The organism is Janthinobacterium sp. PLB04 (assembly GCF_021165895.1).
Classification (GTDB): domain Bacteria; phylum Pseudomonadota; class Gammaproteobacteria; order Burkholderiales; family Burkholderiaceae_D; genus Janthinobacterium; species Janthinobacterium lividum.
In genome coordinates, this window is record NZ_CP088968.1 from 5,154,261 (window position 1) to 5,175,992 (window position 21,732).

General features: G+C 63.7%; 18 protein-coding genes. 6 read left to right on the top strand and 12 right to left on the bottom strand.

Annotated elements, in window-relative coordinates:
• Positions 1–82: 82 nt before the first annotated feature.
• The 6 genes from LSO07_RS22780 to LSO07_RS22805 all read right to left on the bottom strand — a co-directional run bounded on the left by LSO07_RS22780 (position 83) and on the right by LSO07_RS22805 (position 7,708).
• Positions 83–481 (bottom strand): MAPEG family protein, encoded by a 399-nt coding sequence (locus tag LSO07_RS22780; protein ID WP_034783403.1) that lies wholly within the window; start codon positions 479–481, stop codon positions 83–85.
• 48 nt (positions 482–529) lie between these two features.
• Entirely contained in the window at positions 530–3,913 is a 3,384-nt protein-coding gene (locus LSO07_RS22785; RefSeq protein WP_151096636.1) for a hybrid sensor histidine kinase/response regulator, read from the bottom strand.
• Entirely contained in the window at positions 3,910–5,034 is a 1,125-nt protein-coding gene (locus LSO07_RS22790) for a hybrid sensor histidine kinase/response regulator (protein ID WP_151096637.1), read from the bottom strand. The genes LSO07_RS22785 and LSO07_RS22790 overlap by 4 nt, the downstream gene beginning before the upstream one ends.
• 108 nt (positions 5,035–5,142) lie before the next feature.
• On the bottom strand, positions 5,143–5,751 hold the full coding sequence (locus LSO07_RS22795; protein ID WP_151096638.1) for a chemotaxis protein CheB: 609 nt from the start codon (positions 5,749–5,751) through the stop codon (positions 5,143–5,145).
• A gap of 1 nt (position 5,752) precedes the next feature.
• Positions 5,753–6,577 carry a CheR family methyltransferase gene (locus LSO07_RS22800; RefSeq protein ID WP_200880276.1) on the bottom strand — a complete coding sequence of 275 codons (825 nt, stop codon included), beginning with the start codon at positions 6,575–6,577 and terminating at the stop codon, positions 5,753–5,755.
• A 138-nt stretch (positions 6,578–6,715) separates the two neighbouring features.
• Entirely contained in the window at positions 6,716–7,708 is a 993-nt protein-coding gene (locus LSO07_RS22805; RefSeq protein WP_151096639.1) for an aldo/keto reductase, read from the bottom strand.
• An 88-nt stretch (positions 7,709–7,796) separates the two neighbouring features.
• Here LSO07_RS22805 and LSO07_RS22810 point away from each other — a divergent pair, with 88 nt between their 5' ends.
• Positions 7,797–8,687, top strand: a complete 891-nt coding sequence (locus LSO07_RS22810) for a LysR family transcriptional regulator (protein ID WP_225317393.1) — start codon at positions 7,797–7,799, stop codon at positions 8,685–8,687.
• Positions 8,688–8,755: 68 nt separating this feature from the next.
• Positions 8,756–9,265, top strand: a complete 510-nt coding sequence (locus tag LSO07_RS22815; protein WP_151097896.1) for a GAF domain-containing protein — start codon at positions 8,756–8,758, stop codon at positions 9,263–9,265.
• Between the two features lie 4 nt (positions 9,266–9,269).
• Here LSO07_RS22815 and LSO07_RS22820 read toward each other — a convergent pair whose 3' ends face one another.
• Both LSO07_RS22820 and LSO07_RS22825 read right to left on the bottom strand, forming a co-directional pair.
• Entirely contained in the window at positions 9,270–9,866 is a 597-nt protein-coding gene (locus LSO07_RS22820; protein ID WP_225317394.1) for an O-methyltransferase, read from the bottom strand.
• Between the two features lie 38 nt (positions 9,867–9,904).
• Positions 9,905–10,795, bottom strand: coding sequence for a DMT family transporter (locus LSO07_RS22825; protein WP_151096640.1), 891 nt, complete (start codon positions 10,793–10,795; stop codon positions 9,905–9,907).
• 102 nt (positions 10,796–10,897) lie between these two features.
• Between LSO07_RS22825 and LSO07_RS22830 the strand changes: the two genes are divergently transcribed.
• Positions 10,898–11,677, top strand: a complete 780-nt coding sequence (locus LSO07_RS22830; RefSeq protein WP_034783391.1) for an AraC family transcriptional regulator — start codon at positions 10,898–10,900, stop codon at positions 11,675–11,677.
• Between the two features lie 80 nt (positions 11,678–11,757).
• Positions 11,758–14,220: a tetratricopeptide repeat protein gene (locus LSO07_RS22835; RefSeq protein ID WP_151096641.1), complete on the top strand. Its 2,463-nt coding sequence runs from the start codon at positions 11,758–11,760 to the stop codon at positions 14,218–14,220.
• A 138-nt stretch (positions 14,221–14,358) separates the two neighbouring features.
• Here LSO07_RS22835 and LSO07_RS22840 read toward each other — a convergent pair whose 3' ends face one another.
• The 4 genes from LSO07_RS22840 to LSO07_RS22855 form a co-directional block, all read right to left on the bottom strand.
• The gene (locus LSO07_RS22840) at positions 14,359–15,003 is read right to left on the bottom strand and encodes an FABP family protein (RefSeq protein WP_070260323.1); all 645 of its coding nucleotides are present in this window, start codon (positions 15,001–15,003) and stop codon (positions 14,359–14,361) included.
• Between the two features lie 78 nt (positions 15,004–15,081).
• The gene (locus tag LSO07_RS22845; RefSeq protein WP_151096642.1) at positions 15,082–15,606 is read right to left on the bottom strand and encodes a hypothetical protein; all 525 of its coding nucleotides are present in this window, start codon (positions 15,604–15,606) and stop codon (positions 15,082–15,084) included.
• Between the two features lie 2 nt (positions 15,607–15,608).
• Positions 15,609–16,412: a type I methionyl aminopeptidase gene (gene map, locus LSO07_RS22850; RefSeq protein WP_052140206.1), complete on the bottom strand. Its 804-nt coding sequence runs from the start codon at positions 16,410–16,412 to the stop codon at positions 15,609–15,611.
• A 14-nt stretch (positions 16,413–16,426) separates the two neighbouring features.
• On the bottom strand, positions 16,427–17,023 hold the full coding sequence (locus tag LSO07_RS22855) for a TetR/AcrR family transcriptional regulator (protein ID WP_034783384.1): 597 nt from the start codon (positions 17,021–17,023) through the stop codon (positions 16,427–16,429).
• A 122-nt stretch (positions 17,024–17,145) separates the two neighbouring features.
• Between LSO07_RS22855 and LSO07_RS22860 the strand changes: the two genes are divergently transcribed.
• Positions 17,146–18,660, top strand: coding sequence for an AMP nucleosidase (locus LSO07_RS22860; protein WP_034750639.1), 1,515 nt, complete (start codon positions 17,146–17,148; stop codon positions 18,658–18,660).
• 435 nt (positions 18,661–19,095) lie between these two features.
• Positions 19,096–21,621, top strand: coding sequence for a TonB-dependent receptor (locus LSO07_RS22865; protein WP_151096643.1), 2,526 nt, complete (start codon positions 19,096–19,098; stop codon positions 21,619–21,621).
• Positions 21,622–21,732: the final 111 nt, after the last annotated feature.

Genomic DNA, 21,732 nt, shown 5'->3' on the forward strand with positions numbered 1-21,732 from the left:
CGCCCCAGCGCCCAGGTGCAGCTACTTTACGGCCGGGCCTGGCGCACCGCCATAGGACGGGCGCCACAGCCGGCGTAGGAATTCAGGAAGCAAACAGGATGGCCCAGAACAGCATCAGCAGACCGGCAATCGACACGCACCAGACGAGCGTGCGCACGACAGGCACGCCAAACGCGTACAGGGGCAAATACAGCACGCGCGCGGCCAGGTACAGAGCGGCGCCGTACAGGGTCAGCGCGCTTTCCTGCGCCGTCACGTGAGCGATCAGCACGGCGGCGGCGAACAGGGGCAGGGTTTCGAACAGGTTCGCCTGGGCCCGCCGCAAGCGGCCCGTGATCTTGCCCACGGGCGGCCCGTCGCCATCGCGCGCGCTCACGTTATAGGCCGTGCCTGTTTCGCGCGTGCGAAACAGCGCGGGCAGCAGGATTTGCAGCAGCGCCAGCACCAAAGTACAGGCCAGCATCGTCAATTCAGGGGTCATCCTTTACCTCTGCGGGTGAGACGGGCAAGCCGTGCCGGCGCATGCCTGTCAGGGTTGGTCGAGTGCCGCTTGCAACTCCATCAAATCATAAGGCTTGCGCAAGACGCTGGCGGAAAAGCCCAGCTCATCCATCGATTCCTTGCCATAGCCCGTGGAAAAGATGATGCGCATGTCCGGTTTATCGCGCAGCACCATGCGTGCCAATGCGATGCCGGACATGCCGGGCAGGCTGACATCCGTAAACAGGATATCGAAGTCTTGCTCGTTGAGCAGATCCCACGCCGCCTCGCCATCGGACACGCCGCTGACCGTGTGGCCCAGCATACCCACCAGTTCGCACACCATCAGCTGCGAATCGAGATTGTCTTCCACCACGAGTATTTTCATCGATGTCGGCATGTCACCCTGCGGTGTTGGCGCATGGCCCGTCAAGTCCAGCCCCGGCGTGCCGCTTCCCCGCACGCTGGCCGAGGTGCTGCCGGCCACCGGCGCGCCGGACCGTTCAAACTGGCGCGCGCGCATTTGCTGCTGGCGGTTGGCCAGCACATGGCGCAGCTTGCGCGCCAGCTCTTCGCGCCGGTACGGTTTGCTGAGCAATTCCACCCCCGCGTCGAGACGCCCTTCGTGCACGATGACATCCTGCGCGTAGCCCGAGGTAAACAGCACGGCGATATCGGGCTGCAACTCGCGCGCCTGGCGCGCCATCTCCGTGCTGCTGACGGGACCGGGCATGATCACGTCCGTAAACAGCAAGTCGATCTGCGCGCCGCTGTGCAGCACGGCCAGCGCGCTTTCGCCATCCTCGGCCTTGAGCACCTTGTAGCCGAGCGCCCCGAGCATGTCGACCACGGTGGTGCGCACGCCCACGTCGTCTTCCACCACCAGCACCGTTTCCGTGCCGCCCGTGACGACGCCGCTCAGCTCCAGTTCCTCGTCCGCTTCCGCCATCAGCGAGCGGGGCAAATAGATTTTGACCCCCGTGCCCACGCCAGGTTCACTGTAGATGCGGATATGGCCGCGGCTTTGCGTGACAAAACCATACGCCATCGACAGGCCCAGGCCCGTGCCCGCGCCTTCCGGCTTGGTCGTGAAGAACGGCTCGAACGCGCGCTGCAGCACGGGGCCGCTCATGCCGCGGCCCGTATCGGTCACCGACAGCATCACGTACTGACCTGCCGGCACGTCGACCAGGTTATGCACATACTGTTCGTCGAGCACGACGTTGCCAAGCTCGATGGTCAGCTTGCCCACGCCATCCATGGCGTCGCGCGCATTGATGGCCAGGTTGAGGATGACGTTCTCGATCTGGCTGCGGTCGATCAGGGTATTCCACAGTCCGCCGCCGCCCACGAGCACGATGTCGATCGCTTCGCCCAGGGCGCGCCGCAACAGCGCATCCATGTTGCGCACCACGCGCGCCAGATCGGCCACCACGGGTTGCAAGGGTTGGCGCCGCGCAAATGCCAGCAAATGCGACGACAGCTTGGCGCCCCGCTCGACGGCGGCAATCGCCGTGTCCAGGCGCTGGCGCATCAAGCCATCCGTGCCCGCCAAGTGATGCAGCAAATGCAAATTGCCGGAAATGATTTGCAGCACATTGTTGAAATCGTGCGCGATCCCCCCCGTCAGCTGGCCCACGGCTTCCATCTTTTGTGCCTGGCGCAAGGCGTCTTCGGCCTTGGTGCGCTCACCCACTTCCTGTTCGACCCGGTGTTCCAGCGTTTCGTTCAATTCATGCAGCGCTTTTTCCACGCGGCGCCGGTCCGTGATATCCGTCTTGACGGCGATCAGGGAACGCGTATGACCCTGCTCATCGACCAGGCGGCTGACATTGCTCGACACCCACACTTGCGAGCCATCGGGCTTCAGGTAGCGCTTTTCCAGCGAGAACGACTCGCCCGTTTCCACCAGGCGCCGGAACAGCACGCCGTTGCCAGGCACGTCCGCCGGATGCATGATGTCGTTCATGTTCAGGCTCAGCAGTTCTTCGGCGGAACGCCCCAGCATGCGGCACAGGGCGCCGTTGACGCGCTGGAAGCGGCCATCGAGGCCCAGCTCGGACAAGCCCACCGAGGCCTGGCCGAAAATGGCCGCCATGCGCTCCTGGCTGGCGTTCAGTTCATCTTCGATGTGGCGCCGCTCCGTCACGTCGAACGACACGCCGACGTAGCGGCGCTGGCCCGGCACGCGGCCGGCCACCACCTCGCCCTGGCGCGCGATCCAGCGCAGCGCGCCATCGGCGGGACGGCGGATCCGGTACTCCACGTATTCGAGGGGATTGGGCGCCAGATCCAGCTTGCTGGGTCCGACTTTTTGCTGGTCGCGCGCATCGACCAGGCTCACCAGCAGGCGTTCCGTCACCACTTCCTCGTCGGCAATGCCCCACAGGCGGCGGAAGGTAGGCGACACCACCATCGCGCCCGTATCGGGGAACCATTCGAAGGTGCCGATGCCGCCCGCCTGCTGGGCCAGGCGCAGCCGCTCCTCGCCTTCCATGCGCTCGGTGACGTCGATGCCTTCGACGAGGATGCCCGTGACCACGCCCTCGTCATCCTTGATGGGCTGGTAGACGAAGTCGATATGGCGCTGGCCCGTCAGCCCGTCCGCCGTCTGCAAATCCACCTTCACCTGGCGCCCTTCGAAGGGCACGCCCGTGCGGTAGACCTGGTCGAGCAGCTCGATGAAACCTTGCGCCTTGACTTCGGGCAAGGCCATTTCGACTGTCTTGCCGAGCAAATCGCGGCGCCCCACCAGGCGCAGATAATGTTCGTTCGCCAGCTCGAACACGTGCTGCGGCCCGCGCAGCATGGCCATGAAGCTGGGTGCCTGCTGGAACAGGGCGCGCAGCAGCGCGCGCTCCTCGCCCAGGCGGCGGTTGGCCTCGCGCACGGCCTCGCCCTCGGCCTGCAAGGTGGTGTTGAGTTCGCCCAGCTCGGCCGTGGCCAGCTTCAGCTGGCGCCCCTCCTCCATGCGCGCCGTCAATTCCAGCGCCGTGCACAGTACGCCATCCACCTGGCCGTCGGCGCCATGCACGGGCGTGTAATACAGGTCGAAACAGACGTCCGTGCGCTGCCCGTCACGCAACAGCGGCAGGCAGCACTCGCGGTGCACCTGCGTCTCGCCGCGCAGCCCCGCTTCGAGGATGCGCGCGTTCCAGTCCCATATCTCGGGCCAGACGGCCGGCACCGTGCCGCCCAGCGCCGCCGGATGGCGCTCCCCGGCGATCTGGATATAGTCGTCGTTGTAAATCATCACGTGCTGCGGCCCCCACATCAGCACCATCGCCATCGGCGAATGGAGGACGATATCGACGCTGGTGCGCAAATTCGCGGGCCAGCCATCGAGGGCGCCCAGGCTGGTGGCGGACCAGTCGCGCCGGCGCAGCAGCTCGCCCATGCTGCCGCCGCCGCGCGGCCAGGCTGGCGCGCTCATGTGGACAGTCCCGCTTGCACGCGCACCTGGCACTGGCGCGGGATGCGCACCGTCGCCACCGTGCCCTGCGTCGCCGTCGAACTGAGCTCGACCGTGCCACCGTGGGCCTTGACGAACATATTCACCGTGTACAGGCCCAGCCCCAGGCCCTGCCCCGTCTTGCGCTTCTCGCCCGCCTGCTGGAACGGTTCGAACAGGGTTGGCAGCAAGGCGGCCGGGATGACACCACGATTGGCGATGCGCAATTCAATGCTGTCGGCATCGCGTCCGTCCAGGGCCAGTTGCACCGGCGTGCCCGCCTCGCCATGCGTGATGGCATTGCATAACAGATTCGAGATGACTTGCGACAACAAGCCCGCATCACATTGCCCGTGCAGCTCGCCCACGCTGCTGATCTCGACCAGCGGGGCCTGGCCCGCCGTCTCGAACTCGTCGACGATAGCGCGCGCCAGCGCCAGGTAGTCGTGCGTGCTGCTGCGCAACTCCATCGTGCCCGAGCGGATGCGCGCCAGGTCCAGCAACTGGTCGACCATGCGGCCCATGCGCTTGGCGCTGCTTTCGATGCGCTGCGCCGTGACGACCACCTTCGGGTGGTCGCTCATCATCGGCAACAGCATGGCGCCGTTCATCACCACCGACAGGGGCGTGCGCAAGTCGTGGCCCAGCACGGCCGTGAACAGTTCATTGAGGTGCAGCGCATGCTTGAGCTCGTCGAGCTGGGCCGACAACTCGCGTTTCTGCTGGTACAACTGGACCAGCACGGCCACCTTGCTTTGCAAGGCTTTCACGTCGATGGGCTTGTACAGGAAATCGACGGCGCCCGCCTCGTAGCCGCGGAAGCTGTAGCTCGGTTCGCGCGACGCGGCCGTGAGGAAAATCAGGGGAATGCTGCGCGTGCGCTCGCTGCCGCGTATCAGCTCGGCCAGCTCGAAACCATCCATCTGCGGCATTTGCACGTCGATCAGGGCCAGCGCCACTTCATGCGTCAACAGCAATTCCAGCGCTTGCGCGCCCGAGCTTGCCTTCAGGATGATAATACCGGGCCGTGCCAGCACGGCTTCGGCGGCGACCAGGTTTTGCGCGATGTCATCAACGACGAGGATATGGATAGGAGCGGTCACGGATCGGTCTTCAGGCATCGTCACGGCAAAATGCCATAATGTTTTGATATGGAAATTAATATTGTTTCAGTCTTTGCATATATATTACACGCACTGTCATGCCGCCATTCACTTGTCCTCCCCGTTATCCAGCAGAGCCAGGCTGGCGGCCATCTGCGGCAAATCGAGCACGCGGTCGGCGCCGGCCCGCTTGAGCGCGGCGGCCGGCATGATGCCATAGCTGGCCCGCTGCGGGTCTTGCACCCAGGCACTGCCGCCCAGCTGCCGCACGCGCGCCAGGCCCGCCGCGCCATCGGCCGAGGCACCCGTCAGGATGATGGCCAGCATGGCGCGCCGGTAGGCGTACGCGGCTGTTTCCAACAGAACATCGATGGACGGGCGCGAAAAATACACGGGCGCTTCCTGCGACAGGGAAAAACAGCCATCGGGTTCGACTTGCAGGTGGTAATCGGGTGGGGCGAAATACACGACCCCCGTCTCCAGAGGTTCCTTGTCCTGCGCCTCGCGCAAGGGCAAGTGGCAACGTTCCGCATACAGATGCGGCAACTGGCTCGAGCGGCCCGGCGCCAAGTGCAGCACCACCACCACGCTTGCGCGGCAGGTGACGGGCAAGGCGCGCAGCACGATGCCCAGCGCTTCCACGCCGCCGGCCGAGGCGCCGATGGCGATCAGGCGCAGGCCGGCGGGCGGTGGCGCGACGTCGCTGGTCGGCAACATGTCAGGCACGCTGGAAGATGCGTTCAGCCGGGCTCAGCTCGTTGAAGCTGGCCGCATGGCGGCTGAAGTGCAGGCTTTCCTTCATGCCCAGGCCCAGGAAGCCCCGGTTCACCAGCGCTTCGTGGAACAGGCCCAGGCTGCGGTCTTGCAAGTCTTTATTGAAGTAAATCATGACGTTACGGCAGGAAACCATGTGCACCTCCGAAAACACGCTGTCCGTCGCCAGGCTGTGGTCGGCGAAAACGAACTGGCGCCGCAAGCGCCGCTCAAAGATGGCGCCCTTGTAGGCGGCCGTGTAATAGTCGGACAGCGAGCGCTTGCCGCCCGCCAGCTGGTAATTCTCGCTGAACTGGGCGATACGCTCGATCGGATAGATGCCCGCTTCGGCCGCAGCCAGCGCTTCCACATTGATATCGGTCGCGTAAATCATGCTGCGCTCAAGCAAGCCCTCTTCTTCCAGCAAGATGGCCAGCGACCACACCTCTTCCCCGCTGCTGCAGCCCGCCACCCAGATCTTGATGGAGGGATAGGTGTGCAGGATGGGTACGACTTTTTCGCGCAAGGCGCGGAAATACGCGGGATCGCGGAACATCTCGCTCACTTGCACCGTGAAAAACTGCAGCATCTGCGCGAACATGGCCGGCTCGTGCAAGATGCGGTCCTGCAATTGCGACAGGCTGGCGCAGCCGAAGCGCTCCATGGCCTGGCGCATGCGCCGACGCAGCGACGCGACGGAATAGTCGCGGAAATCGTGCTGATACCGCAGCAGTATTCCCTCAAGCAATAACTTCAGTTCTATATCGAAAATATCGTCATCTAACAACATCCACCTCATCGGATACCAGACCGTTGAACACAGTGCAACGCACACCATGCAGCACTGCCAAATGCTAGCAGATCACTGGCGATTATCCCGCAGGGAAAGTATCAGTTAGGTACGCTGGCGTACACTGCGCCATCTTTTTCAGGCATCCACGCCCTTCATCCCTTCCTCCGTGTAGCGCGCGCCCGCTGCCATGCCCAAGGGAAAGGCGGCGTTCATCGCCGCCAGTTCGGCCCCGTCCAGATGCACGGCCAGCGCGCCGAGGTTGTCGTGCAGGTAGGCGATGCGCTTGGTGCCGGGAATGGGAATGATGTCGTCGCCTTGCGCCAGCAGCCAGGCCAGCGCCAGCTGGGCCGGCGTGCAGCCTTTTGCGCGCGCGATGCCCTTGACTTGCGCGACGATGGCCTGGTTGCGCGCCAGGTTCTCGGCGACAAAGCGTGGATTGAACTGGCGAAAGTCGCCCGCGTCGAGACTGGCCGCATCGGCAATGGCACCCGTCAGGAAACCGCGCCCCAGCGGGCTGTAGGCAAAGAAACTGGCGCCCACTTCGCGGCAGGCGGCCAGCACGCCCTGCTCCGGTTCGCGCGTCCACAGCGAATATTCGCTCTGCACGGCCGCCACGGGGCAGAGCGCCGCCGCGCGCAACAGGGTGGCGGCACTTACTTCGCACAGGCCCACGGCGCGGATCTTGCCCTCTTGCAGCAGCTGCGCCAGCGCGCCCATCGAGTCTTCCAGCGGTGTGTCGAGGTTCAGGCGGTGCAGGTAGAACAGGTCGATGCTCTCCACGCCCAGGCGCGCCAGCGACGCTACACATGCCTGGCGGATGTAGGCGGGGGAATTGTCGACGCGGCGCGCATAACTGCCCGCCTCGCGCGCCAGACCGCACTTGGTGGCGACCAGGGCCTGTCCCCGATGGCTGGCCAAAAAGCGCCCCAGCAATTGCTCGTTGTGACCGAAACCGTAGGCGTCGGCCGTGTCGAACAGGGTCACGCCCGCCGCCAGCGCCGCTTCCAGGGTGGCCAGCGATTGCGCCTCGTCCGTCGCGCCATAGAATTCCGACATGCCCATGCAGCCCAGGCCCAATGCCGAGCTGCTCAAGCCGCTATGACCGATCCGTCGTTGTTGCAGTTGCATGTAGATCTCCCTCTCGTTGACTCAATGCAGCCAGTCTAGGCCGCACCGGCTGGCGGGGGAATGCGCGATTTCGTGATACCTTTCTGGTATGAGAGCCCTCGATACCCATGCCTTGACCCTGTTTTGCGCCGTCGCCCGATGCCTGAACTTCCGCCAGGCGGCGGAACAGTTGCACATGACCCAGCCGCCATTGTCGCGCGCCATCAAGGGGCTGGAAGAGCGGCTGGGCGCGCGCCTGTTCGAGCGCAACACGCAGGGCGTGGCCTTGACGCAGGCGGGCCGCACCCTGCTGCCGCAGGCGCTGCACATCCTCGATTTGCTGGAGACGGCGCAAGCATCGCTGCAGCGTGACAGCGCGCCCGCGCGCCTGCGCCTGGGCCTGACGAGTGCCGTGGCGGCCGGCCTGTTCCGCCCACTGCTGGCGGCGCTGGAGGGGCAACTGGGCAATATTCGCCTGGAACTGACGGCCGCACCGTCGCCGCGCCTGGTCGCGGCCGTGCGCAAGGGCCAGCTCGATGCGGCCCTGCTTGCCTTGCCCAGCGCCACGTTCGAGCTGGCCGTGCAGCCGCTGGCGCGCCAGCCCATGATGCTGGCCCTGCCCGCCGGGCACCGGCTGGCGAAAAAGCGCAAGCTCAGCCTGGCCGACATCGCGGCAGAATCGATTTACTGGTTCGAACGGGCGCGCCAGCCCGCCTTCTTCGACCATTGCCAGGTAGTTTTCCGCCGGCATGGTTTCGCGCCGATATTCCTGCGCGAAGCGCCCGACCACCATGTGCTGCTCGGCGATGTGGCGGCCGGCAAGGGCATGGCCCTGTTGGCCGATTCCTTCCGCGCGCTGCGCCTGGCCGGCGTGGTCTACCGGCCATTGCTGGAAGGCGAGGAATTGGCGGCTGGCATCGGCCTGGCCTGGCGGGAAGAGCACGGCCATGCGGCCGTGCCCCTGCTGCGCCAGCTGGCGCAAGAACATCTGAAAAAATGAGGGCCGGGCACGGATGCGCCAGACGCGCTACCATGGCGCCTTCCCCATTTTCGAGCGCCACCACGACCATGACGTTTACCATCAGCGACGCCGCCTACGGCACCGATACTCCCGCAGCCAAGCAAGCCATGTATGTGGACCTGCGCTCCCAGCTGCAAGGCTTGCTGTCGGGCGAGAGCGATTTCATCGCCAATACGGCCAACTTCAGTTCGCTGGTCTTCAATACGATGCCGGGCCTCAACTGGGCCGGCTTTTACTTCCTGAAAGGCGAGGAACTGGTGCTGGGACCGTTCCAGGGCAAGCCGGCCTGCATCCGCATCAAGAAGGGCCGCGGCGTGTGCGGCACCACCGTGGTCGAAGGCAAGTCCATCGTCGTGCAGGATGTGCACGCGTTTCCCGGCCACATCGCCTGCGACGTCAATTCCCGTTCTGAACTGGTGGTACCCGTATTTGCGCAGGGTCAAATCATCGGCGTGTTCGACCTCGACAGCCCCTTGCCCGGCCGCTTCGATGACGTCGACGCGCAGGGCGTCGAATCGCTGGTGCGCGTGCTGGAAGCGGCTATCGTCGCCGAGTAATTAACTAGTTGCCCGCCTTGACGGCGATGAATTCGCCCTTGCCGACCGTCGCCAGGCACGCCGTGTAGCGGCTGTCGGCGCGGATGGCCTCGATAAAACCGGCCATGTCCGCGTAGTGCGAACTGGCGTTGTCGACCACCAGCACGCCGCCGGCCGCCAGCACGCGGTCCAGCTGCGGCCACCAGGACTCATATTGCTGGCGCGCGGAATCGAGGAAGATGAAATCGTAGGCGCCGTCGGCCGCATCGCGCAGCACGTCGCCCGCGTCCGCCAGCAATTGCCCGATCACGCCCTGCAATTGCGCGCGCACAAAGTTGGCATGCGCCATGTCGAACTTGTCCTGCGCCTTTTCCACCGTCACCACGCTGCCGCCCAGCGCCTGTACCGCGCGCGCCAGCCACAGGGTGGAATAACCGTTCGAGGTGCCGATTTCCAGCACCCGCCGCGCACCGCGCGCGTGCACCAACACGGCCAGCAATTCACCCGTGTCGCGCGTGATGTTGAGCATGCGGCTGGCCCGCTCCACATGCGCCGCGTCATTGGCGTTGCCGAATGCTTCCAGTTCGCTTAATAGGGTATCGAGGGTATCGATGCTGTGCATGCCGCCTCCTTGTGCAAAACATCAGCATAGCAAGAAAACTAGGCTTTGGCACGGCGCAGGGGGCGCTTCAGATATTGCACCATCACCACGCCCAGCAGGGTCACGCCGCCACCGATCACATCGTAGCTGTGCAAGGTTTCACCGAGGAACAGCATGGCGATGATCACCGTGAACACGGGCAGCAGATTCATCAGCGTCGTGGCGCGGCTCGGTCCCAGCTTGGCCAGGCCATGCATCCACAAGAACGGCGCGATGATGGACGCGGGGATGCCGGCAAACAGCACCAGCGGCAAGCCGGCGCCGGTCACGGGCGGCGCGGACTGGCTCAGGTAATACACGAACAGCACTGGCACGGCGCACCACACCTGGATCAGCAGCGAGTGCCAGTTATTCAGGGGAATCCTCCAGCGCTTGAGCAGCACGCCATAGCCCGCATATGACAAACACGCCAGCAGCATCAGGGCGTCGCCCACGGCCGCGCCATGGGAAATCAGGGCGGCCGGATCGCCATGACTGAGCAGATAGCCGAGTCCCAGCAGCGACACGAGGCCGCCAAACACGCCGCCCACGGTGGGCGCCTCTTTCAACAACAGCACGGACAGGCCCACGGCCAGCAGCGGCATCAGGGAGGCGAGGATGCCCATATTCGTCGCCGTCGTCGTTTGCGCGGCGATGTAGGCGAGGCACTGGTACATGACCATGCCCAACATGCCCAGCACAAACAGTTTTCCCAGATACGGTTTTACGATGGCCCGCTGCTTCCACACGGCGCGGCTGAAGACCAGCGCCAGCAGCACGCCGGCCAGCAGCCAGCGGTAGAACGAGATGGCGGCCGGATCGATCACGCCCACGGCCATCTTGCTGACGATGGTATTGATGGCCCAGATCAGCACGGCGATCACGGGAAACAGGTAATGCTTGGCTTGCATGCGGCGTACTCCATTATTCAACGAGCGTCATTTTCGCATGGTCTGATTCCATGGATATAATGAATACCGGACAAATGATGCGAAGAACAGGACAAAGACACCATGGCCAGCAACCAGCATTTCCCCGCCGTTTCCGACGCCCTGCCCTATCCCGTGTATTTCCGTCTCGACGACTATCACGCGCACCAGCAATTCGATTACCAGAGCCATCCGTGGGGCCAACTCACGTATTGCTCGACGGGCGTGATGGAAATCATGGTGGCGGGCCAGCGCTATCTGTCGCCGCCCCAGTACGCCGTGTGGATACCGCCCGAGACCTTGCACGACGGCTATATCCGCCAGGATGTCGTATTTCACTCGGCCTATATCGATGCCAGCCTGTGCGCGCAGCTGCCGGCGCAGCCGTGCGCGCTGGTATTGAGTCCCTTGCTCAAAGCCATACTCGGCGACTTTGCCGAACGCGGCGTCACCACGCCCGCCACCCTGGCCGACCAGCGCCTGGCGCAAGTGCTGGTCGACCAGTTGCAGCTGGCGCCGTGCAGCCGCAACTACCTGCCGGGCAGCGACGAGCCCGTCATCGCGGCGCTGCTGGCGGCCCTGCAGGCGGAGCCGGGCAGTAACCGCTCACTGGCAGAGTGGGCCGCGCAACTGCATGTCACGGAGCGCACCCTGGCCCGGCGCTGCCAGCGCGAACTGGGCATGCCGTTCGGCGAATGGCGCCAGCGCCAGCGCTTCCTGGCCGCCCTGCCCCTGCTGGAACAGGGAGACACCGTGCAAGCGATCGCGCTGGAACTGGGCTACAGCACGGCTTCCGCTTTCATCGCCATGTTCCGGCGCCAGAGCGGCGGCACGCCCGACCAGTTCCGCCGCGGCCTGCGCTGAAAAAGCGGACCAGGGCTGTCGGCTTTGTCATATGGGGATGCTAAAATTCAAACATCTTTCCAGAGAGCAAAAGGACGCGCATGAACCCCAGCACCGACACGGCCACCGATACCCAAGGCAGCGAGGACATGCCCCAGGCATCAGCAACGGCCGTAACGGCGCCAGCGCCCATCAAGCTCGACAAGGAAGAGATACCCACCGTCCTGGGCAAGCTGCGCAGCCTGGTGCAGGACAAGACGCGTTTCGAGCCGCACGACATCACGCCGCTGGGCGAAGAAGACGTGCTGCAGGATTTTTCCCTGCAAGCCAATTACGCACTGGAAGCGCGCTTCGAGCAGCGCGTCATCAATGGCTATTTCGCGCCAGCGGGCAATGACTGCCACTGTGGCTCCCACGAGGTGGGAGCACTCGCTCACGCGCAGGAAAAGGAACGGCTGCGCCGCGCGGCAGGCAAGCTCGACAATGCCTTGCGCCAGGCGGGCCAGGCCTACAACGGCGTCGAAGCGGGCGTCTACCTGCCGCATGCCGTCAAGTACTGGCACCTGGACACTTGCAGCAACTGTTCCGGCAAAGGCCGCATCAGCTGCCACACCTGCCACGGCGCGACGACGGAAACCTGCTGGAGCTGCCACGGCGGGCGCACCGTCAGCTGCGACGCCTATGGCTGCTACGGCAGCGGCAAGGTATCGTGCTCGTATTGCAGCGGCAGCGGCACGGTGTCCGAGCAGGTCACCGACTACATCACGGTGCAAGTGCCCACTACCACCTACAGCAACGGCAGCTCGCACACCAGCTACCACAGCGAAACGCGGCCCCAGTACCGCACCGAATACCGCTCTTGCTACCATTGCAGCTACGGCAAGGTCAGTTGCAGCACCTGCCATGGGTCCGGCAACATCAATTGCGGCACCTGCCGCGCCAGCGGCAGCGTCACCTGCCGCACCTGCAGCGGCGTGGGCGACTTGCGCTGCAACCCCTGCGACGGCTCCGGCAAGGTGGGCAAGGCGGCCTGGGTCGACGTGCACGTGGCGCCCGGCTACAGCGTCAGCCTGCCCAAGCAGGCGCCCGACGACGCGCGCCGCATCCGTGACAAGGAAAGCGTGCACTCACTGGCCGCCATCGCCAGCAGCCTGGCCCTGGCGAAAGTGAGCATTTACAATGAAGACCAGCCGCAGGAAGTCGACGCCCTGTATGCGGCCAAACTGCGCATCGTGCGCCTGGACGCATCTTGCAACGCAGAAAAGCACCACCTGGTGGCGTACGGCACGGACTTGCGCTGGCTGACCCTGGACGACATCGTGGAAAAGCTGCTGCGCGGCGACCTCAAGGCGCTCAGCGATGCGCTGGCCGGCAGCGCCGACGACGGCCTGTTCTCGGCCCACGTGCAGGGTTTATTGACGCCGCTGCGCGACGTGGCCGCCTCGGAACTGAACGCGGACGTGATCGAGTCTGTCCTCAGCGGCGACGCGGACCACGCGCACGTCGATGTCGTCTCCGCCGACTATGCGCAGAATGTGCGTACCTGCGTGCTCGGCGCATTGCGCCAGGTCTACACGCGGCTGGCCAAGCAATTCTGGTGGAAAAGCGCGCTGGCCGCCCTGGCCGCCGCCATCGTCACCTGGTTCTTCGCCGGTCGCGGTGCGGCCGCCGTGGCCGGCTTGCTCGCTACGGGCGCCGGCTATTGGCTGTTCAACCGCAAGGTGAAGGCCGTGCTCAGCGAGGCGCTGGGCGGCGAACAGCAAGCCGAACGCGCCATGGGCATCGCCGGCAAGGGCCGCCGCAACCAGCTGGCGCAAGTGCTGATCCTCGTTCCCGCCAGCCTGGCCGTGCTGGCCGCCAGCTATGGCTTGCCCGTGCGCGTGCGCCCGGTTTCCGCGCCGCCGCAAACGGCCATGGCGTCCGTGCCTGTCGCGCCCCATGCGCCGGCCGCCGTGCCGCCGGACGCCAGTAGCGCCAAAGCCGTCAAGCTGTACGAAAATGGCGACAAGGCGCAGGCGCTGGCCATGCTGGAAAGCCTGGTCGGCAAGGGCGACGCCGGCGCGTATGGCCTGTATGGCTGGATGCTGCTGATGGGCGAAGGCAAGCCCGCCCCCGTCACGGCGCCCACGGCGCAGCAGCGCGAAGCGCGCCAGCTGGCCGCCAAGCCCCTGATCGGCAAGGGCCTCGTGAAGAACGACAGCTATGCGCTGACGGCGAAAGGCGTGATGCTGGCCGAGGGCTGGCAGGAACCGCGCAACATGGCGCGCGGGCTCGACCTGCTGAAACAGGCCGCGAACAAGGGCAATGCGCAAGCCATGCACTTATTGGGGCTGTACCATGTGCGCGGCTACCAGATCCCCGTCAACCACAAGGAAGCGCGCAAATGGTTCACCCTGGCCGCCGACAAGGGCAGCGCGGGCGACATCTACAACCTGGGACTGATGGACTGGGAAGGCGCGGGCTTGAAACGCCCCGACCGCGCCAGCGCCATGCAGCGCTGGAAGATCGCCGCCGCCATGGGAGAGGAGCGCGCGATCAAGGCCGTGGCCCAGGGACAGCCTTAAGGAGCACCTGAGAAAAAGCCCATGGCGTTGTTGCGTTGCCTGGCCGTACGTTCGTACTGCCTGCGGCAACGCGCCTAGCCCTGAGCATTTTTCAGGCGCTCCAGCAGAGCGGCGGAAAAAGTCGCCGCTTTTTGATTTTTACACCGCCGCCAGCGCCTGCAAGGCCATCGGGTTCGGCGTCGGCTCGCCGACTTTCGTCAACAGGTTGCGGTCCGTATGATGGAACGGTTCATCCTTGCCGCGGATCAGCATGACCGTGTCTTCGTCGTAGCCCCAGGTGCCGTCGGCGTGGATATCGACCTTGATGCGGTATTCGACGGTGGTGAACGCATGTTCGAGGAAAGGGTTCGAGCAGATGCCGTACGCCGTCGAATCGCGCTTGGCCACCAGTTCGAAACTGGTGGCGTCCGCCGTCGTCGTGCCGGACGCCATGGCGATCTGGCCGCGCGGGATGGCCAGGGTCTGGATCACGGCGCCCGTGGCCGGCTCCCACAGCCAGTAGCCCACCTGTTCATGATACGTTTTGACCTGATCCGGCTTGGTGATGTGGATGTAGTAGCGCAAGCCGTAGAACAGTTGCGGGCCGTTGGTGACGGGGTCGATCGGTTGCAGTTCGATGCGCTCGACGAAAGCCTGCTTGCGCGGGCCGTCGGCCTTCGGCTTGACGTCCAGACCGCGCGTGCCTGTCCAGATGCCGGCCATGCCGGTCAATGGGCCCAGGTTGTTCAGGGTGTGCACGTCGGCGGACGGCTCGGTATAGATATCTTCGGGAAAATCGCTCATGCGGAAATCTTCAAAATGGGGCAACAGTGCTTGCCGCCATTGTAAGATGCGCGCCGCCCGGCGGCAAAGCGCCAGCCGTCAGGGAAACTGCGTAGTGTGGCGCTCGATAAACAGCAGGGCCGCGGCAGCCAGCGCGGGGCGCTGCGTTTCAAACACGGCTTCATCGCGCGTTTGCAGCAGGTTGGCAGCCACCTCGGGCAGGCCCAATGCACCGGCGATGATCGCCGCCACCGCGTCGATATTCGCGTACAGGGCGCTGTCGAAGCCTTCCCAGTCCACATAAGCCAGCCACTCGGCCAGCGTGAGCACGCATGCCACTTCCGGCGCCAGGGCCGCGATACGTTCGGCACGCAGCACGCTGTCGCTGCGGATGCCTTCGTGCTGCAGCACGGCCAGCGCCACGTGCTGCAGCGCGTCGTCCGGATCGCGCCGGTACTTGTTCAACAGACGCTGCGTCAGCGTGTAGCGTTCCACGTCGATGCCGCGCAGGGCGGCCGCCACGTCGCCATCATGCAGCGCCAGGTGGCGCGCAGCGCAAGCGACATCCACGCCGGCTTTCGCGGCGACGATATCGGTGAGCTGCTGCCGGCGCGCGTCATCCATGCTTACACCAGCGGCGCGGTCGAACCGGTCAGGGTGAAAATCTCGAAACCCGTTTCCGTCACGGCCAGCGAGTGTTCGAACTGCGCCGACAGCGAACGGTCTTTCGTCACCGTCGTCCATTTGTCCGGCAAGACCTTGACCTGGTAGCTGCCCACGTTGAGCATCGGTTCAATGGTAAAGATCATGCCCGGCTCCAGCACGATGCCCGTGCCGGCGCGGCCATAGTGCAGCACTTGCGGCGTGTCGTGGAAGACCTGGCCCACGCCATGGCCGCAGAAGTCGCGCACGGAGGAAAAACCCTGTGCCTTGGCCACCGCTTCAATGGCGGCGCCCACGTCGCCCAAGGTAGCCCCGGGACGCACGGTGTGGATGCCGGCCATCATGGCTTCATACGCCGTGTTGACGAGGCGGTTGGCCAGGATGGAGACGGCGCCCACCTTGAAGGTGCGGCTGGTGTCGCCGAACCAGCCGTTGAACTTCGGCGTCACGTCGATATTGAGGATGTCGCCTACTTTCAGGATCTTGGTTTCGGACGGGATGCCGTGCGTGACCACGTGATTGACGGAGATGCAGCTGGCGTGCTTGTAGCCGTGGTAGTCGATGGTGCCGGGGATGGCGCCGGCGGCGCGCATGAACTCTTCGCACAGGGCGTCGAGTTTGGCCGTCGACACGCCAGGCTTGACGAAAGGCGCGATGTAGTCGAGCGTGTCGGCGGCGATGCGGCCGGCCGCGCGCATGCCGATGAAACCTTCTTCGTCATGCAGGGGAATTTTCTTGCCGTGTTCAAGCTGGGTGGAATAGCGCATGGTTTTCTTCTTGGTTAGTGTGTGGTGTGTGCGGCCCAGCCGCGCACGGCATCGTGCGAGGCGCGCAGCATGGCGTCGACGCTGGCAGGTATCGGCCGCTCCTGAGTCAGGTAAGGCTTGACGACGGCCACGGGCGCGTCGATCAGGACAAATTTGAGCAGCATGTGATCGAGATCCAGTTCCGTGGTGGCGGGCATGGCTTCGGCGCAGCGGACAAAGCAGGCGTCGAGCGCGGCCTGCTCTTCTTCGACGGCGGCCAGCAACTCCTCGCTGAGGCCACTGCTGAAATCGGGGCTGTCCGCGCATTGCAGCAGGAAGCGCGCATACACGGGCTTGCGCCGGCACCAGTCCAGCAAGCCGTGCACGCCGGCCCAGGTGTCGCCACCGAGCCAGCGGCTGGCCACTTCCTCGCGGAAGTCGCTCTTCACGCGCAGCCAGGCGCGCGCCAGGATGGCGTTGCGCGAATCGAAGCGGTGATACACGGAGCCGATGGGCGCACCGGCCTTGACGGCGATGGCGGCCATCGAGACGGCACCCACGCCGCACTGGGCGGCGACGGCAATCGCGCTGTCGATGAAGTTGTTTTCGTTGAATTTGGCTAGTCTGACCATTCAAATAGAATACAGATTCTATTTGAATCCGTCAAGCGCTCCCGTTCGGCGAAGACGGGACAAACAAGAGTTGCCTCGCTGCCTTACAATGGTATGCACGAACCGCCACAAGGAGAATCCGCTTGCTTACGCCCCCCTTCATCGCCTCCTCCCGCTTCGACGATCCACGCCTGGCGCTGGAACAAGTGCAAGCCATCTACCGCAGCAGCATCGAACACTTGCGCGATGCGCTGCAGCGCTTTGTCGCCGGCGAAGACATGCACGAAAGAGTGCGCGCCTGCTACCCCTTCGTGCGCATCCAGACGGACACCGTGGCGCGCGCCGACTCGCCGCTGGCCTACGGTTTTGTCGCCGGCCCCGGCGTGTTTGAAACCACCCTGACGCGCCCCGACCTGTTCGGCGATTATTACCTCGACCAGTTCACCCTGCTGCTGAAAAACCATAACAGCGGCCAGAAGGTGCACCTGGAAGTGGGCGTGAGCGCCCAGCCCATTCCCGTGCATTTCTCGTTCGCCGAGCATGACCATATCGAAGGCAATATGGATGCGGGCCGCCGCCTGGCCATGCGCGACCTGTTCGACCTGCCCGACCTGTCGGCCATGGACGACGGCATCGCCAACGGCACGCACGAACCGGCGCATGGCGAAGCGCAGCCGCTGTCGCTGTTCACGGGGCCGCGCGTGGATTACTCGCTGCAGCGCCTGCGCCACTACAGCGGCACGTCGCCGCAGCATTTCCAGAACTTCGTCCTGTTTACCAATTACCAGTTCTACATCGATGAATTCATCCGCCTGGGCCACGCCATGATGGACCGCGCACCCGATGCGGCCGCGCCATCGGACGACGATGGCTATATCGCCTTCGTCGAACCGGGCAACGTCGTCACGCGCCGGGTCGGCCAGACGGTCGAAAGCGAGGATGCGCTGGGCGCCGCGCCGCCGCGCCTGCCGCAGATGCCCGCCTACCACCTGCTGCGCGCGGACGGCAGCGGCATCACCATGGTCAATATCGGCGTCGGTCCCGCCAATGCCAAGACCATCACCGACCATATCGCCGTGCTGCGCCCGCACGCCTGGCTGATGCTCGGCCATTGCGCGGGCTTGCGCACTACGCAAAGCCTAGGCGACTATGTGCTGGCGCATGCGTATGTGCGCGAAGACCATGTGCTCGACGAAGACTTGCCGCTGTGGGTGCCGATCCCGCCGCTGGCGGAAATCCAGCAGGCGCTGCAAACGGCCGTGGCTGAAATCACCCAGCTGACGGGGCACGATCTGAAACACATCATGCGCACGGGGACCGTGGCCAGCACGGACAACCGCAACTGGGAACTGCTGCCGCAGCGCACGCCGGAGCGCCGTTTCAGCCAGAGCCGCGCCATCGCGCTGGACATGGAAAGCGCGACGATCGCCGCCAACGGCTTCCGCTTCCGCGTCCCCTACGGCACCCTGCTGTGCGTGAGCGACAAGCCGCTGCACGGCGAAATCAAGCTGCCCGGCATGGCCAATCACTTCTACCGCGAGCGGGTCGACCAGCATCTGCGCATCGGCATCCGCGCCGTGGAACTGCTGCGCCGCCAGGGCGTGGACCGGTTGCACAGCCGGAAATTGCGCAGTTTTGCCGAGGTCGCGTTCCAGTAACACCCGCCATGCGCCACGTCAGCCGCCCTTGCCGGGCGGCTTTTTTTTGCCCGCTGCCCTGCCCCGGCAACGCCGTTTGCACCACCGTTATCGGGCGTCCATATCGTCACAAAAAAACAACAGCTGTCTAGACAGGCACCTCGCAAACACCAAACTTTCAACGACATTTTTTCCAATTGGAAAATTTAATTTAATTAACAATTGAAATTTGACACTTTCCTGCTCCTCGCAAATAAAATTCATCCGCTTTCACTCTGGTCGCTGCCATGCACATGCACAAATTCTCGGCAGTTCTTGACAGCCAAGATCAAAAAATGGTCTGATGAATTGCAAATTTAATCTATCAAATTTGTAAACATGGTAATTTTGAAAATAATTTCAAATGGCTAAATAAAACCCTAAGGAAACTAAAGTTTCCTAGTTGGAGGACAGACAATGATTGAAAAGAAATTAAGCAAATCCTTGCGCATGATGTTCGCAGGCACCTTGATGATGGGCGCCGGTTTCATGCACCAGGCAGCCCAGGCACAGGAAGCCAAGGCTGGCGAGGAGAAGCTGCAACGCGTGGTCGTGACCGGCTCCGCCATCAAGCGCGTGGATGCCGAAACGGCCGCGCCAGTGGAAATTTACAGCAAGAAAGATATCGAGCGCACGGGCGCCACCAGCGTCGCCGAGCTGGTACGCAACCTGGCCTCCATCGACATCAATGACCAGGGCGAACTGAGCGCCAGCTCACCTTCCGGCTCCGGTACTACCAACATCAAGATGCGCGGCTTGAGCGAGCGCAACGTGCTGATCCTGTTGAACGGCCGCCGCTTGCCGACCAATGCGCTGGCTGACGGTTCGGGCGCGGGTGCCGCGGTCGACGTCAACGCCATCCCGCTGAGCGCGCTGGAACGCATTGAAATCCTGAAAGACGGCGGTTCGGCCATTTATGGCGCCGATGCGGTGGCCGGCGTGATGAACTTCATCACCAAAAAGAACTACCAGGGCCTGGAAGCGAAAACCAGCTACGGCCAAAGCTCGCGCTCGGACGCCAAGGAAAAGACGGCCAACCTCGTCTACGGTTTTGGCGACTATGACACCCAAGGCTTCAACGTGCTGGCCACGGTCGACGTGTTCAAGCGCGATCCGATCTACCGCAAGGACCGCGACCTGACCCGTTCGGCCGACTTCCGCCGTTTTGGTGGTCCCGATGGCCGCAGCGGCTTCCATCCTAGCGGCAATATCGCCGGCGGCGGCACCCTGGTGCCATGCCCACCGGGTGACCTGAGCGCCGGCTCCTGCCGTTTCGACGTCAACAAGACGTTGCTGACCTCGACCAATGGCGCCGACCGCGCCAGCGGCATGCTGATCGGCAGCCTGAAAATCAGCGACAGCATCCGCGCGTTTGCGGAATTTACGTATTCCGAAAGCAAGGATGACTTCGAATCCCAGGCCGCACCTGGCAATTTCCAGGTCAACGGCAAGACTGTTGCCGGCCGCTTCATGCAGATGGGTCCGCGCAAGACCAACCGCAAGGGCACAATGACCCAGTTCTCGACGGGCCTGGAAGGCACGACGCGCGGCATCGACTGGGATGTAGCCATCGGCAAGGGCGTGAGCAAGGCTACCAACCGCGATTCGAACTACGCGCACTACGATCTGTTCAACGAAGCGATCGAGAATGGCTCGATCGACCCGACCCGTACCGACAACGCGCAGGCAGCCGTCGACAAGATCCGCCTGACGCCTACGCGCGCCGGCAAGTCGGAACTGACCTTCTTTAACGCCAAGGCTTCCGCGCCGATCATGGACCTGGCAGGCGGCGCGATGGCTTACGCCGTCGGCGTGTCGTACAACAAGGAAACGCTGAGCGACCAGCCCGACCAGAACCAGATCGATGGCGTGGTCTTCGGCAGCATCCAGCAGGCTGCCGTCAAGGCGGACCGCAATTCCAAGGGCATCTTCGGCGAACTGTCGATTCCATTCCTGAAAAACGTCGAAGCACAGGTCGCCGTGCGCTATGACGACATCTCGAATGTCGGCAGCAAGACCAGCCCGAAACTGGCCTTGCGCTACCAACCGCTGAACAACCTGATGTTCCGCGGCTCGTATGCGGGCAGCTACCTGGCGCCATCGCTGAAACAGATGTTCGGCGGCGTCGATGCGGGCGCCTACACGACGAACGACAAGGAAGTCTGCAATGCCTTCCCTTCGATCTCGGGTAACTGTACCAACTTCTCCTACTACCAGGTCTCCGGCTCCAACAAGGACTTGAAACCGGAAACGGGCAAGACCTACAACCTGGGCATGGTGTTCTCGCCAGTGAACTCGCTGACGGTCAGCATCGATTACTTCAAGATCGACAAGAAGAACGAGATCGGCACTCTGTCGGAACTGAAGGCCATCGAGCGCGGCAACGTCGAAATCAAGAATGGCGACGCCCGCATCCTGCTGAACAACCAGAACCTGGCCACCACCGAAGTGCGCGGTTTCGATACGGACCTGCGCTACACCTCGCCGCAAACGATGTTCGGCAAATTCACGATCCGCAATGCGTCCACCATCTACACCCGCATGGAAACGCAGGATACGGAAACCGATCCGGTGCAAAGCACGCTGAAGACGTTCATGAATCCGAAGTACCGCAACACGTTCACGGCCAGCCTGGAAAAGGACAATATGTCCGGCTCCCTGGTGATCCGCACGACAGGCGACATGATCGACTCGGACTTGCGCCGCGACGAAATCAAGCCTGGCACCCGCACGATTCCTTCGCACACCGAAGTGGATCTGACGGGCCAGTACGTGGCGATGAAAAACCTGACCTTCACGGCCGGCATCAAGAACCTGTTCGACAAAATGCCGCCGTTTAGCATCATGGGCGCAGGCAACCAGTACGGCACCCTGGGCTTTGCCCAGTTGTATAACGTGCGTGGCCGTTACTTCTACATCGGCGCAGGCTACAAGTTCATGTAATGTAGCGCAATCCCCGGCGGCCTGAAACGGGCTGCCGGTACTGCCCTCGAAAGCCGCATTCTTATGCGGCTTTTTTCATGTCCGGCAGGCGAAAAAAAAGCCGCTGCAGGC